Origin of the sequence: Aureimonas sp. Leaf427 (assembly GCF_001425485.1) — a bacterium.
GTDB lineage: Bacteria > Pseudomonadota > Alphaproteobacteria > Rhizobiales > Rhizobiaceae > Plantimonas.
Genome location: NZ_LMQW01000004.1, coordinates 114,728 through 128,507, shown reverse-complemented (window position 1 = coordinate 128,507; position 13,780 = coordinate 114,728). Strand labels below are relative to the sequence as shown.

Annotated in this window: 12 protein-coding genes; 5 read left to right on the top strand and 7 right to left on the bottom strand. The window is 69.0% G+C overall.

Annotation, left to right across the window (positions count from 1 at the left end):
- Nucleotides 1-93 precede the first annotated feature (93 nt).
- The 4 genes from ASG62_RS05135 to thrC are packed head-to-tail and all read right to left on the bottom strand — an operon-like array spanning nucleotide 94 to nucleotide 6,468.
- Nucleotides 94-3,000, bottom strand: a complete 2,907-nt coding sequence (locus tag ASG62_RS05135) for a sensor domain-containing phosphodiesterase (protein ID WP_056699784.1) — start codon at nucleotides 2,998-3,000, stop codon at nucleotides 94-96.
- Nucleotides 3,001-3,060: 60 nt separating this feature from the next.
- Nucleotides 3,061-3,711: a GNAT family N-acetyltransferase gene (locus ASG62_RS05130; RefSeq protein WP_056699782.1), complete on the bottom strand. Its 651-nt coding sequence runs from the start codon at nucleotides 3,709-3,711 to the stop codon at nucleotides 3,061-3,063.
- Between the two features lie 22 nt (nucleotides 3,712-3,733).
- Nucleotides 3,734-5,062 (bottom strand): M16 family metallopeptidase, encoded by a 1,329-nt coding sequence (locus tag ASG62_RS05125; RefSeq protein WP_056699779.1) that lies wholly within the window; start codon nucleotides 5,060-5,062, stop codon nucleotides 3,734-3,736.
- Entirely contained in the window at nucleotides 5,059-6,468 is a 1,410-nt protein-coding gene (gene thrC / locus ASG62_RS05120; RefSeq protein WP_056699776.1) for a threonine synthase, read from the bottom strand. Before thrC ends, ASG62_RS05125 begins: the two co-directional genes overlap by 4 nt.
- Before the next feature lie 316 nt (nucleotides 6,469-6,784).
- Here thrC and ASG62_RS05115 point away from each other — a divergent pair, with 316 nt between their 5' ends.
- A complete protein-coding gene (locus ASG62_RS05115) occupies nucleotides 6,785-7,318 on the top strand; it encodes a hypothetical protein (RefSeq protein ID WP_056699775.1) in 534 nt (177 codons plus the stop codon).
- Between the two features lie 25 nt (nucleotides 7,319-7,343).
- On the opposite strand, the gene ASG62_RS05110 is transcribed toward ASG62_RS05115, so the two are convergent.
- Complete coding sequence (locus ASG62_RS05110; protein WP_056699772.1) at nucleotides 7,344-8,027, bottom strand: HAD family hydrolase; 684 nt, start codon at nucleotides 8,025-8,027, stop codon at nucleotides 7,344-7,346.
- A 172-nt stretch (nucleotides 8,028-8,199) separates the two neighbouring features.
- Here ASG62_RS05110 and ASG62_RS05105 point away from each other — a divergent pair, with 172 nt between their 5' ends.
- A complete protein-coding gene (locus ASG62_RS05105) occupies nucleotides 8,200-9,333 on the top strand; it encodes a site-specific DNA-methyltransferase (RefSeq protein WP_056699768.1) in 1,134 nt (377 codons plus the stop codon).
- A 37-nt stretch (nucleotides 9,334-9,370) separates the two neighbouring features.
- On the opposite strand, the gene ASG62_RS05100 is transcribed toward ASG62_RS05105, so the two are convergent.
- Together ASG62_RS05100 and mutY are read right to left on the bottom strand one after the other, a co-directional pair.
- Nucleotides 9,371-9,976, bottom strand: a complete 606-nt coding sequence (locus ASG62_RS05100; protein WP_413814175.1) for an HAD family hydrolase — start codon at nucleotides 9,974-9,976, stop codon at nucleotides 9,371-9,373.
- A gap of 5 nt (nucleotides 9,977-9,981) precedes the next feature.
- A complete protein-coding gene (gene mutY, locus ASG62_RS05095) occupies nucleotides 9,982-11,082 on the bottom strand; it encodes an A/G-specific adenine glycosylase (RefSeq protein WP_056699765.1) in 1,101 nt (366 codons plus the stop codon).
- A gap of 122 nt (nucleotides 11,083-11,204) precedes the next feature.
- Here mutY and ASG62_RS05090 point away from each other — a divergent pair, with 122 nt between their 5' ends.
- Genes ASG62_RS05090 through ASG62_RS05080 form a run of 3 tightly spaced genes read left to right on the top strand, consistent with a single transcriptional unit; the run spans nucleotide 11,205 to nucleotide 13,700 of the window.
- Nucleotides 11,205-11,948 carry a glycosyltransferase family 25 protein gene (locus ASG62_RS05090; protein ID WP_056699762.1) on the top strand — a complete coding sequence of 248 codons (744 nt, stop codon included), beginning with the start codon at nucleotides 11,205-11,207 and terminating at the stop codon, nucleotides 11,946-11,948.
- Nucleotides 11,945-13,195 carry an O-antigen ligase family protein gene (locus ASG62_RS05085; protein WP_056699759.1) on the top strand — a complete coding sequence of 417 codons (1,251 nt, stop codon included), beginning with the start codon at nucleotides 11,945-11,947 and terminating at the stop codon, nucleotides 13,193-13,195. Before ASG62_RS05090 ends, ASG62_RS05085 begins: the two co-directional genes overlap by 4 nt.
- Nucleotides 13,182-13,700 (top strand): DUF721 domain-containing protein, encoded by a 519-nt coding sequence (locus ASG62_RS05080; RefSeq protein WP_056699756.1) that lies wholly within the window; start codon nucleotides 13,182-13,184, stop codon nucleotides 13,698-13,700. The genes ASG62_RS05085 and ASG62_RS05080 overlap by 14 nt, the downstream gene beginning before the upstream one ends.
- Nucleotides 13,701-13,780 lie beyond the last annotated feature (80 nt).

Below are 13,780 nucleotides of genomic sequence, written 5' to 3'. Positions count from 1 at the left end.
ACCGCTTGGTCGCCATCCAAAGCTCCGTGTCGCAACACGGAACCCTATGAATCAGCGATCAACCCGATTGGGAATCCTGAATGTCGATCCGGCCTAGCCCGCGCGCTTGAAGCCGACCGAGCGGTCCTGGAGCCTGCGCCGCGCGACGTCCGGGGTGAGGGGCGGCGAGAACATGTAGCTCTGCGCATATTCGCAGTTGAGCTGACGCAGGCGCACCGCGTCCTCCTCGGTCTCCACGCCCTCCGCCACGACGGAGAGGCCGAGATCGTGCGCCATGGTCACGATCGACTGGAGGATGATCGGCCGCTGCGGACGGCCGTCGTCGCGCAGGAAGGACTGGTCGATCTTCAGCGTGTCGAAGGGGAAGCGCATGAGATAGGCGAGCGAGGAATAGCCGGTGCCGAAATCGTCGAGCGACAGGCCGACGCCCATCTCGCGCAGCTTGGTCAAAAGCTGGGCGGAGCGCTCGGGATTGTCCATCACGAGGGATTCCGTCACCTCCAGCTTCAAGGATGCCGGCGGCACCTCGAATCTCGCGAGGACGGCCGCAACGTCGTTGAGAAGGTCCTGCCGGATCAGCTGGCGGCTGGAAATGTTGACCGAGACGGTGAGCGTCGGATCGCCCGTCATCTTGTGCCAGTCGGAGAGGCGGCGCACGGCCTCTTCCAGCGCGAACTGGCCGAGCTGGACGATCAGGCCAGAGCTTTCGGCGATCGGGATGAACTCGGCCGGCGAGATGGCGCCGCGCTTGGGGTGCTCCCAGCGCAGCAGCGCCTCGAAGCCCGCCGTGTCCCCGTCCTCCAGCCGCACGACGGGCTGGAAGGCGAGGGAAAGCTCGTTGCGGCCGAAGGCGCGGCGAAGATCGGATTCCATCTCCAGGCGCCCGGAGCCGGCGGTCTTGTAGGCGGGCCGGAAGGGCTCGATCCGGTCCCCGCCGAGGCGCTTGGACTGGTACATGGCAAGCTCGGCTTCCTTGATCACGTCCTCCGGGTTCGCCCCCTCGCTCCAGCCGGTGATGCCGAGCGAGCCGGTGAGGATGATCTCGCGGCCGCCGAAGGAGATCGGCGCCTTGATCGCCTCGCGCAGCGATTCCGCGAAGGCGACGATGGCGGCGACGTCCGTCTCGGAGGTGAGGATCAGGCCGAACTTGTCGCCGTTGAGGCGGGCCAGCGTGTCCTGCGATTTGAGGACGCGCTTCAGCCGGCGGCCGACGGTGAGGAGGATCGTGTCGCCGGTGGCGATGCCGTAGTCGTCGTTCACCTGCCGGAAGCGGTCGATGTCGATGAGGATGACGCTCGGCTTCACGTCGGGCCGCGTCGTCGCCAGGGCGCCGATCGATTCCAGCCGGTCGATGAACAGCTCGCGATTGGGCAGGCCCGTCAGCTGGTCGTGCAGCGCGTCGTGGAGCAGGCGCTCCTCGGCCTTCTTGTGCTCGGTCACGTCCTTCATCGTGCCGACGCAGCGCACGACCTCGCCGTCGGAGCCGAGCACGGGCCGGGCGCGCAGCGAGACCCAGTGATAGTGGCCCTCGCGGCCGCGCACGCGGAAATCCTGGGTGATGCGGCCGCGGCGATGCTCGACGATCGTGTCCAGCGTCAGCTTGAAGCGGTCGCGGTCGTCGGGATGGAGGATCGGCAGCCAGTCGCGGGCCGGGCCGTTCATTTCGGAAAAGGGCAGGGTGCCGAGACTGTCGCCGTCGGCGCCGGCGAAGATGCGGTCGCGCGCCACGTCCCAGTCCCAGATCGCGTCGCCCGTGCCGGTGAGCGCCAGCGAGCGGCGCTCCAGCTCCGAGATCGCGCCGCCGGCAAAGCCGCCGCCGGCGAAGGCGTGCTGCATGACCGTGAAGCCGATGAGGAGGACGATGAGCACGAGCCCGCCGCCGAGGGCCGGCTGGATCACGTCGTTCACGAGCTGGCCCGTCACCGTCATCCAGCCGCCGAAGAGCCAGAGGATCACCAGCGACCAGGTCGGTATCAGCATGATCGCGCGGTCGAAGCGCAGCCAGGTGAAATAGAGGATGAGGACGAGGCCCATGCCGGCCGTCACCGCCAGCGACAGGCGCGCGATGCCGGCCGCGACGGGGGGATCGAAGACCGCCGCGACGCCGAGGGCGAGAAGGCCGGTCAGCCAGAGGATGGTGAAGGCCGACAGGATGCCGTGCCATCGGTTGAGGTTCAGATAGGCGTAGAGGAAGACGACGAGGGTGAAGGCGAGGGCGACCTCCGTGCCGGCTCGCCAGATGCGCTCCTGGCCCGGCATGATCGGCACGAGCTTCTGCCAGAAGTCGAAGTCGATGCAGATATAGGCGAGGACGGCCCAGGCGAGCGCGGCGGTCGCCGGGAACATGGGCGAGCCCTTCACGACGAAGAGGATCGTCAGGAAGACCGCGAGCAGGCCGGCGATGCCGAGCACGATGCCGCGATAGAGCGTGTAGGCGTTGATCGTGTCCTTGTAGGCGTTGGGCTCCCAGAGCCGCAGCTCGGGCAGGCCGCGCGAGGAGGCAAGTTCCGCGACGAAGGTGACGGTGGAGCCGGGGTCGAGCGTGACGAGGAAGACGTCCGCCTCCGGGTTCGGCTGGCGGTCGAGCGCGAAGCCCTCCGAGGGCGTGATCGAGGCGATGCGCTGCGAGCCGAGGTCGGGCCAGATGACGCCGGAGCCGGCGAGCTTGAAGTTCGGCGCGACGATCAGCCGGTCGATCTGGACGTCGGTGTTGTTGGCGAGCGCGAAGACGGCCCAGTCGCCCGACGAGGTCGGCGAGTTCGCCTCGACCTCGATGCGCCGGACGATGCCGTCCGAGCCCGGAACGGTCGAGACCTGGAAGGAGGCGCCGCGGCCGCGATAGACGTCGACGGCCGGCAGGAGGTCGATCGCCACGTCGTCGCGCGCGATGGCGACCGGCTCCAGCGCGAACGCGTGGCCGCCGAACGTGCCGAGAAGGCCCGCGACGAGGACGAGCAGCGACAGGAGGCGCGAAAGGGCTGGCTTCAGCACGGGGTGCATCCGGGCCGCGATGTCGAACGGGACCGCGATGTCGGACGGGACAATGGGATCAGCCGGACCTCAGGCATCCGTCCGCCGATCGACCGATCCTCTCTGGGCCTCGCGCTGGAGGCGAGGAGCCGCGCCGGGGCGCGTCCGGTCTTCGGCGAGATGCGAATAGAGATGGTGATCCTCCCAGTGGCCTGCGATCTTGAGATAGTTTCGCAGATAGCCCTCGCGGCGAAAACCGGATTTTTCAAGGAGACGGATCGATCGCTCGTTGGAGGGAAGGCAGGCGGCCTCGATGCGGTGCAGGCCCTCGACCTCGAAGATGAAGGGCTTCAGCGCCTCGACCGCCCGGTACATCCAGCCGGACCCGGCATGAACCTCGCCCATCCAGTAGCCGAGCGTGCAGGACTGCGCGACCCCCCGCCGGATCTGGCCGACCGTTATCCCGCCCAGAAGCGTGCCCGTCGCGGCCTCGAAGAGGAAGAGCGTGTAGGCGGAGCGCTCGCGCGCGTCCTGGCGATAGCGCAGGAGACGCTGGCGGAAGGCGCGCCGGGACAGCTCGTCCGCCGTCCAGAGCGGCTCCCAGGGCGTCAGGAACCCCCGGCTTGCCTCGCGAAGGCTCCGCCAGGCCTCGTAGTCGCGCTCCTGCGGCAGGCGCAGGACCACGCCCGCGCCCTCGATGCGCGGGAGGGAGGGCGCCAGCCAGCGGTCGAGGAGACCCATCGCGTCCGTCCTGCCCGTCGCGTCAGCGGCGCGCGGCCGCTCTGGTTCCGGGCACAGGCACAGGGCCGGCATCGGCCGCGAACTGGGCACCCAGCGCTTCGAGCGTCGGAAGGCGGTCGATCGGCCCGATGGCGGCCAGCGTCGGCGCCTGACCGACGAAGGTTCGTCCGGCGAGATCGGAAAGACGCTCGGGCGTGATGGCGGTCAGCCGGTCCATCAGTTCGGTGTTGGAGATGGTCGTGCCGTTGAAGAGGATCTGGCGCGCGATCTGCCCGGCGCGGGAGGCGGGGCTCTCCTGGCTCATCAGGAGGCTGGAGCGCATCTGCGCGCGGGCGCGCACGACCTCCTCCATGGAGATGCCGTCGGCGGCGCGGACCAGCTCCTGTGCGATCACGGGCGCGAGCTCGGCCAGCTCCTCCTCGCCGGTCGCGGCATGGACGCCGAAGATCCCTGAGTCGGAGAAGCTCCAGTGGAAGGCGTAGATCGCGTAGCAGAGGCCGCGCGTCTCGCGGACCTCCTGGAAGAGGCGCGAGGACATGCCGCCGCCCAGAATCAGCGAGAGGACCTGGCTCGCGTAGAAGTCCTTGGCGTAATAGGCCTTGCCCTCGAAGCCGAGCACCATCTGCGCGTCCATGAGGTCGCGCGTCTGGCGGAACTCGCCGCCCGTGTAGAGGGCCGGCGTGCGCTCGGGCTTCAGCATAGGCACGGCCGAGGCGCCGATGCCGCCGAAGGAAGCGGTGACGCGGTCGAGAATGTCCTGATGGGAAACCGCGCCGGCGGCGCAGACGATCATCCGGTCGGGCGTGTAGTGGCGCGCCAGATAGGAGCGCAGGCTCTCGGGCGTGAAGCCCTTCACCGTCTGGCGGGTGCCCAGAATCGGGCGGCCGATGATTTGGTCGCGGAAGGCCGTCTCCTGGAAATGGTCGAAGACGATGTCGTCCGGCGTGTCCTCCGCCGCGCCGATCTCCTGCAGGATGACCTGCTGCTCGCGCTCCAGCTCCTCGGGATCGAAGTTGGAATCGAGCAGGATGTCGCCGAGAATGTCGAGCGCCAGCGGCACGTCGTCCTTCATCACGCGGGCGTAGTAGGACGTGGTCTCGACCGAGGTCGCCGCGTTCAGCTCGCCGCCGACATTCTCGATCTCCTCGGCGATCTGGCGCGCGGTGCGCTTCGAGGTGCCCTTGAAGGCCATGTGTTCGAGAAGATGGGCGATGCCGTGCTCGCCGGGCAGCTCGTCGCGCGCGCCCGCCTTGACCCAGATGCCGAGCGCCGCGCTTTCCAGATGCGGCATGGTCTCGGTCGCGACGGTCAGGCCGTTCGACAGGCGGGAAATCTCGACATTGGCGCTCATGCGGCGGCTCCCGTCCGGACCGCGCGGCTCCGGTCCCTGATATAGGCCTCGACGGCGTCGAGGTCGGCGGCGATGCGGTCGAAGCATTCCGTCCGGCCCATGAGGCCGGAATGGACTGGCGGCAGAGCCGGCTCGCGGCCGCAGGCGGCCTTGACGGCGGCCGGGAACTTCGCGGGATGGGCGGTGCCGAGCGTCACCATCGGCGTGTCCGACGCATGGTGCTCGCCGACGCGCACGGCGACGGCCGTGTGCGGATCGAGGAGATAGGCGGTCGTGCCGAGAACCTCGCGGATGGTGATCGCGGTGCCCGCCTCGTCCGTCCGGTCGGCCACGAACTCGGCGCGGATCGCCGCCAGCATGTCGTCGGGTAGCGTGAAGCTGCCGGACTGGCCGAGCTGCTGCATCAGGCGGCGCACGGTCTCGGCATCCCGCCCGCTCGCCTCGAAGAGAAGACGCTCAAAGTTGGACGAGATCTGGATGTCCATCGAGGGCGAGGTCGTGGCGTGGACGCCGGTCATCTCGTAGCGCCCGCTCTCCAGCGTGCGCGCCAGAATGTCGTTGGCATTGGTCGCGATGACCAGCTTGTCGACGGGAAGGCCCATGCGCTTGGCGCCGTAGCCGGCGAAGACGTCGCCGAAATTGCCGGTGGGCACGGTGAAGGAGATCGCCCGATCGGGCGCGCCGAGGCTGACGGCGGCGGTGAAGTAGTAGACGATCTGGGCCATGATGCGGGCCCAGTTGATCGAGTTCACGCCCGACAGCTGCGATTCCGTGCGGAAGCGCTGGTCGTTGAACATGGCTTTGACGAGCGACTGGCAGTCGTCGAACGTGCCGTCGACGGCGAGCGCGTGGACGTTGGCGGCGCCCGATGTCGTCATCTGGCGCTGCTGCACGGGCGAGACGCGGCCGTGTGGGAAGAGGATGAAGATGTCGGTCCGCTCGCTCGCCGAGAAGGCCGCGATCGCCGCGCCGCCCGTGTCGCCGGAGGTCGCGCCGACGATCGTGGCGCGAAGGCCCCGCTCCTTCAGGACATGGTCCATGAGGCGCGCGAGCAGCTGCATGGCGACGTCCTTGAAGGCGAGCGTCGGGCCGTGGAAGAGCTCCAGCACGAAATGCTGGGGGCCGATCTGGACGAGGGGCGCTACCGCCGGATGGGCGAAGGTCGCATAGGCCTCGTCGACCATGCGCTTCAGTTCGGCGGGCGCGATCTCGTCGCCGACGAAGGGCGAGAGGAGGGCCAGCGCCACGTCCGCATAGGGCTTGCCGCGAAAGGCGCGGATCTCGTCCGCGCTAAAGCTCGGCCATTGTTCCGGCACGTAGAGGCCGCCGTCGGACGCCAAGCCCGCCAGGAGAACGTCCGCAAAGCCCAGCACCGGAGCCTCGCCCCGGGAACTCACATATTTCACGCCGCATCCACTTCCAGAAAGACCGCCCGTCCCCTAGAGCCTGTCCGGTTCATTCCGAACCCGACCGGCTCTAGACTTCTCTTATTTCGTTTGTCTTTTCGGGATAACCGGTTTCCACTTATCCCTGACAAATTCTAGGAGTCCGAACCGAAGGTCGACGGGAGCGGCTCGGCGGCGCCCTGCCGGTCGCCCATCCTCCGCCGTCGAAATCGGTCGGGCCCAAGGTCCCGCTGTCCCGACTATATCTCAGCCGTCGCACTCGCGCCAACGGGCTGATATACGACGCCTCGCCACCTTTAGGGAAGAGAATCCGAGGATGCTTCAGTCGTCTGCCCTTCGCTTCGCCAGTCTCGCCGCAGCCGCCCTGCTGGCCGCGGCCTGTTCCTCCACCGGCAAGGGCGGTCCGTCCGCCTCCGATCCGGGGCCCGTCGCGGCTGCCGCGCCCCTCGAAGGCAAGCCCGCCTCCTGGTGCCCGCAGATCTCGCTGCGCGACGGAACCGCCATCCTGCGCAAGCGCGCGGGCGAGGATCTCGAATACATCGCCTCGGTGACGGCCACCAATCGCGACTGCCGCGTCGTCGACGGGCAGCTGCGCATGAAGATCGGCATCGCGGGCCGGGTCGTGCCGGGCCCGGCGGGCAAGGCCGGCGCCGTGTCGCTGCCCATCCGCATCGCCGTCGTGGAGGGAACGAACGTGCTCTACTCCAACAAGGGCGAGCAGAGCGTCCAGGTGACGCCGGGTGGCGCGGCCGGCGAGTTCGTCTATGTCGACAACAACGTCTCGGTGCCCGAGCCGACGGCCAAGACGCTCGTCGTCTTCGCCGGCTTCGACGAGGGACCGGGACGCTGATCCCGGTCTTTTTCGAGGGGGCCGGTCAGCCGCGCCACTCGGCCAGCGCGGCGACGACGGCCGGGTAGTCGCCCATCCGGCTGATCACCGTCTCGGCCCCTGCCTCCTCCAGCGCCTCGGCATGGCCGGGGTAGCTGTGGCTGGCGCCGGTGAAGCCGACGACGCGGCAACCGGCCGCGGCCGCGGCCGCGACGCCGTGGACGGAATCCTCGATGACCACCGCCTGGCGCGTCTCGACGCCGAACTCCTTGCAGGCGTGGATGAAGACGTCCGGCGCCGGCTTGCCCTTGCCCGTCCCCACCTCGCGGGCGGGGAAGACATAGGGGCGGAACCGGTCCCATATGCCGATCGGACGCAGCATCATCTCCAGCCGCGCCGAGGAGGAGTTGGAGCAGATGCAGCGGGGCAGATCGATCTCGTCCAGCATCGCCTCGACGCCCGCGATCGGCGCCACGGCCTTCAGCCGGATGTCGTTCTCGGCCTCGACCCTCGCCTCGAAATCCTCGGGCACGGCGAGGCCGGTTTCCTGCCGCACGATCTCGACGATGCGCTTCAGCGTCAGTCCGGCAAAGCGATGGGCCAGCTCCTCCGGCGAGATCTCGTAGCCGATCTCCAGGAACTTCTCGGACTCGACATGGGCGGCGACGATCTCGGAATCGACGAGCACGCCGTCGCAGTCGAAAATGGCGAGGGCCAGCGGCGTGGGCATGGGGGTCTCCGGGGGCAGGGTTCTGAAACGAGGCTCCTATAGGCGAGCAAGAGCCCTGCCGACAGTGAAAAGACACGCGATCGCGCCTCCGGCGCCGCGGCGAAGAGGCTTTGTTAACGTCGTTCGGTAACCATGATGCCGGTGTGATGTGCTGCGTAACCGGTGAGATGACATGGCGAAATCGCGTAACGCGACCGTATTCGACCTCGGGGCTCCCGCGCGCGCCGCATGGCTCGACACGATCATCAAGGGCGACTGCATCGCCCGCATGGAGGCGCTGCCGGCCGGCTCCATCGACGCGATCTTCGCCGATCCGCCCTACAACCTGCAGCTCAACGGCGATTTGCACCGGCCGGACCAGTCGAAGGTCGACGCGGTCGACGACGCCTGGGACCAGTTCGAAAGCTTCGCCGCCTACGACAATTTCACGCGGGCCTGGCTGCTCGCGGCGCGGCGCGTTCTGAAGCCCAACGGCACGATCTGGGTGATCGGCTCCTATCACAACATCTTCCGCGTCGGCGCGATCATGCAGGATCTCGGATTCTGGATGCTGAACGACATCGTCTGGCGCAAGACGAATCCGATGCCGAACTTTCGCGGCCGGCGCTTCCAGAACGCGCACGAGACGATGATCTGGGCCTCGCGGGATGCCGCGTCCAAGGCCTATACGTTCAACTACGACGCGATGAAGGCCGCCAACGACGATCTCCAGATGCGGTCCGACTGGCTCTTCCCGATCTGCTCGGGCGCGGAGCGGCTGAAGGACGAGGAGGGGCGCAAGGCGCATCCGACGCAGAAGCCCGAGGCGCTTCTCGCCCGCGTCATCCTCTCCTCTACGCTGCCCGGCGACGTGATCCTCGACCCGTTCTTCGGCACGGGAACGACGGGGGCCGTCGCCAAGCGTCTCGGCCGCCACTTCGTCGGCATCGAGCGCGAGGACGCGTATATCCGCCACGCGACGGCCCGGATCGCGGAGACGGAGCCGCTGGAGGTGCAGGCGCTGCGCGTGCTCGTCAGCAAGCGGGCGGAGCCGCGCATTCCCTTCTCCAGCCTGATCGAGGCGGGGCTGCTTCGGCCGGGCTCGGAGCTGACCGACGCCAAGCGCCGGTGGCGGGCGCTGGTGCGCGCCGACGGCACGATCGCCATCGGCAACGACGCGGCTTCCATCCATCGCATGGGCGCCAAGGTCCAGGGACTGGAATCGTGCAACGGCTGGACGTTCTGGCACGTCGCCGAGGGCGCCAAGCTGCGCGTGATCGACGAGCTGCGCCAGGAGGTTCGCGACGCGATGGCGGCGGTCGCCTGACCAAGCCGCGTTCGGCGGCGGCTCTGCTCCGGTCCTATCAAGCCGCGATGCCGTGCCGCGCCAGTCCGCGCAGGAGATCGGCCGGTTCGGCGACGAGTTCCGCCTGCCAGCCGGCCGCTCGTGCGCCTTCCACATTCCTGGCGCTGTCGTCGAAGAAGAGCGTCTTTGCCGGATCGAGGCCGAAGCTCCGGACGTGGCGATCGTAGATCGCGCGGTCCGGCTTGATGAGGCCGATCTCGCCGGAGACGGTGACGCCGCGCGCCTCGTCGAGGAAGGGGTAGAGCCTGCGGGCCAGCCGGTAGGTCTCGGTCGAGAAGTTGGTGAGAAGCGTCACGTCGCGCCCCCCGGCGATCAGGCCGCGGAAGACGTCGACGGACTCGTCGTAGGCATAGGGCGTCATCTCGTGCCAGTGGCGATGGAAGGCGCGGATGTTTTCGGCATGGCCGGGATGGTCCGCGATCAGGGCGTCCTCGGCCTCCGACCAGCGCCGGCCGCGATCCTGTTCGAGATTCCATTCGGGCGTGCAGATGTCGGAGAGGAAGCGCGTGCGCTCCGCCTCGTCCGGGATCAGCCGGCGGAAGGGGATTTCGGGATCGTAGTGGATCAGCACGCGGCCGATGTCGAAGACGATGTGGTCGATCATGTCGGTCAGCTTTCGGTTCGGGTCGGGCCGTTCTCGCCTTGTATGGCGATTGCGATGGCCTTGCGCATAAGGGTCGGTAGCGCCTCGCCGCCGATGGCGTTGCGGCCGGACCACCAGCCCTCGCCGGGCGGATCGCTCTCGGACGCCGCGCGCCAGACTTCCAGTTCGAGGTCGAAATGGGTGAAGCCGTGGGCGACGCTGCCCTTTAGCGTCCAATCGGCGGGAAAGGGCGCGGCGCCCGGTCCGGTCGCGCCGTCGGCCTTGCTCGACCAGGCGCTCGAGGGCGGCTCCGCCATGCCGCCGAGCATGCCGCTGGCCGGCCGGCGCCGAAGCCAGACCGCGCCGTCGGCGGGCCGGACCGCGACGAAGGCGGCGCCGCGCCGCAGCGGCTTGGCGCGTTTCGCGAGCTTCACCGGAAAGCGCTCCATCGTGCCGGCCGCGCGGGCCGAGCAGGGCTCGGCGATCGGGCAGAGGATGCAGGCGGGCTTTTTCGGCGTGCAGATGGTGGCGCCGAGATCCATCATGGCTTGCGCGAAATCGCCCGGACGCTCCCGGCTCATGAAGGCCGCGACATGGGCGCGGATGAGGGCTCTGGCGGCGGGAAGGGGCTGCTCGATCGAGAAGAGCCGCGTCGTCACGCGCTCGATATTGCCGTCCACCACGGGGGCCGGTTCGTCGAAGGCGATGGAGGCGATGGCGGCCGAGGTGTAGTCGCCGATGCCGGGCAGATCGCGCAGGAGCGCGGCCGTTTCGGGGAAACGGCCGCCATGGCGCTCGGAGACGGCCCTGGCGCAGGCGAGGAGATTGCGGGCGCGGGCATAGTAGCCGAGCCCCGCCCAGGCGCTCATCACCGCGTCGTCCTCGGCCGCCGCCAGCGCGGCGACATTCGGCCAAAGCCGGGTGAAGGTCTCGAAATAGGCCTTCACCGCCGCGACCGTCGTCTGCTGGAGCATGACCTCCGACAGCCAGACGCGATAGGGATCGGGGCGCTGCCCCGCGCGCCGCTCCGCCGGGCCCGTGCGCCAGGGCAGGGCGCGCGCATGCACGTCGTACCAGGCGAGCAGGGGGGCTGCGATCGCGCTCGCCCCCGCGTTGCCGGGTTGCATCGTCGGGGCGGGCTTCGCTTGCGGCGGGGAGGGCGCGCGCTTGACACTCAATGCGGGATCATCGCATCGCACGGGTGGTATCGCGCCCTCGCCGGCGTTCGAGCCGGCAGGGACCCAAGCGCTTGAAGATCAACCATTACGTCATCAACCTCGACCGATCGACCGACCGTCGCGCCGCCATCGAGGCGGACGCCGAGCGCGCCGGGCTTCGTTTGATACGGGTGCCGGCCGTCGATGGAAAGACCGTGCCCGTCGCCGAGCGCGGGCTTCTCGACGCAGCCGGTTTTCGCCGCCTGCACGGCAAGCATCCGATGGACGGCGAGTTCGGCTGCTATGCGAGCCATCTGCGGGCCCTCGACCTCTTCCTGGAAAGCGATGCGGAGGCGGCGCTGATCCTGGAGGACGACGTCCGGTTCAAGCCCGGCTTCGAGACGGCACTCGACGCCATCGCCGCCGTGCCCGACTTCGACCTCGTCAAGCTCGCCCATCATCGCCGCCCCCGCATCCGGACCCTGCGGCAGGCGGCCGGCCACCGGCTCGGTCGGGCCGTGTTCGGGCCGACGGGAAGCTCGGCGGCCTATCTCGTGACGCGGGCGGGCGCGACGAGGCTTCGCGCCGCGCTCGATCCCATGCGGCTGCCCTACGACGTCGCGCTGGAGCGCGCCTGGGCCTCCGGCCTTCGAATCCTCCATGCGGTGCCGGACTTGGTTCTCTTCAACGCCGAGACGTCGGCGAGCCTCACCATGGGCGGCCAGACCTATGCCTCGCGCAAGCTGCCGCCCTGGCGGCGGCTGACGACGCTCGCCTTCCGCACGAAGGATCTCGTCGGCCGCCTCGCCTATGCCGCGCGGGCGGACAGGACGTGACGCTCGCCCGCCTCTTCCTGGCGCGGCGCCATGTCGACTCGGCGCTCCTGTCGCTCGCCTTCGCGCTCCTGCCGCTGATGAACATGGGCGGCAAGGCGATCTTCGGCCTCTTCATCCTCGGCGGTCTCTACCTGACGGTCCTGCGCCACGGGGTGTCGCGGGCCGTGCCGCGCCTCTTCTCGGCCTGGCTTCTCGCCTATGTCGTCTGGACGATCGGCCTCAGCGTGCTGCGCGGGGAGCCGCTCGACGGCAATCGCAACCTCTCCTATGCGCTGATCGAGTTCGGTTTTCTCTTCCTGCCGCTCGGCCTCTGCCTCGTGCCCCGTCCGATGGATGCGATGGTGCTGGGCTCGCGTCTCGGCGTCGTCGCGATCTCGATCCTCGCTCCGCTCCAGTATTTCGGCTACGGCGAACGGGTCGGGCTCGGGGGCAACGAGGCGATCTTCGGCTTCCTCGCCGCCGGCGCCGGGATCGCCGCGCGCCTGCCGGCCGAAGGGATGCCGGCCTGGCTCTCGAAGGGGCGGATGATCTTCTACCTGTCTCTCCTTCCGGTCATCCTGTCGCAGACGCGGGCGGCCTGGACGGTCTACGCGCTGGCGATCGCCTTCGATCTTCTCACGCTCTGGAAGGCCGGGCGGCCGAAGGGGCGCGGGGGCTGGCTGCCGCTCGTCGGCGCGGCGGCGGTCGCGCTTCTCGTGCTCGTTCCGCTCGCCGACATGGTTCAGAACCGCTACCAGGAGGGCATCGCCGACTACGAGCGCTACCAGACGACGGGCGCGGCCAGCGGTTCGGTGGACGTGCGCATGGCCATGTGGCAGGGCGCGATCGTGCTCATCGCCGAGCATCCGCTGATCGGCGTCGGCGGCATGAGCCGCGTCGAGGCCGTCTCGCAGGCGACGCCCGAGCCCGGCCGGAACGGCGCGCTCATCCGCAGCTACAAGCATCTCCACAATGTCGCGCTGGACGAGGCGCTGACGAGCGGTCTCATCGGCCTCGCGCTGCTGATCGGCGTCTTCGCCAGCTTCGTCGTGCAGGTGCGCCGCTGGACGGGGTCGCGCCAGATCCGCCAGGCGGCGCTTCTTCTGCCGGTTCTCGTCGCGAGCTTCGGATCGTTTCACGGGGTCCTTCTCAACGAGTGGATGCTGATCCAGATCTTCGGGATCATGAGCGTGACGCTGACCGCCCTTCATCCGCAGCGCCTGGCCCCGGCCGGGCCGACGCCGCGTGGTCGCCATGGCCAAGCCTGAAGCTCCCGGCGGCCGGCGCGGCGCGCGGCCGGTCGGCGATCTCGTCTCCGGCCTGCTCGATCCCGTGCTCGCCCGCAAGGCCGGCATGACGACGGGCCTCATCGCGGCCTGGCCGGAGCTCGTCGGCGCCAAGCTCGACGGCGTGACGCGGCCGGACAAGCTGGTCTGGCCGCCCAAGCGCTCCGAGGACGATCCGTTCGAGCCGGCGACGCTCGTCGTCGCCTGCGAGGGCGCGTCCGTCCTGCGGCTTCAGCACGGCACGTCCGAGCTTTTGTCGCGCGTCAACGGCTTCTTCGGCTACCGGGCGGTCGCGCGCATCAAGATCGTGCAGCGCGCCGTCGTGGTTCATCGCCCGAGCCGCAAGCCCCCGACGCGGGTCCTGCGTCCGGAGGAGCGCACCGACATCGCCGCGATGACGGCGGGAATCGAGAACGACCGGCTGCGCGCCGCCCTTTCGGCCTTCGCCGAAAGCGTGAAGGCGCGCTCCAACGTGACCAAAGGGTAAGGGTCGGGGCGCCGCTTGCCTATTGGAAATGCCGCAATCTCTTTCTAGAAGCGGGGAACGTCTCCTTTCGCGGCCCGGGC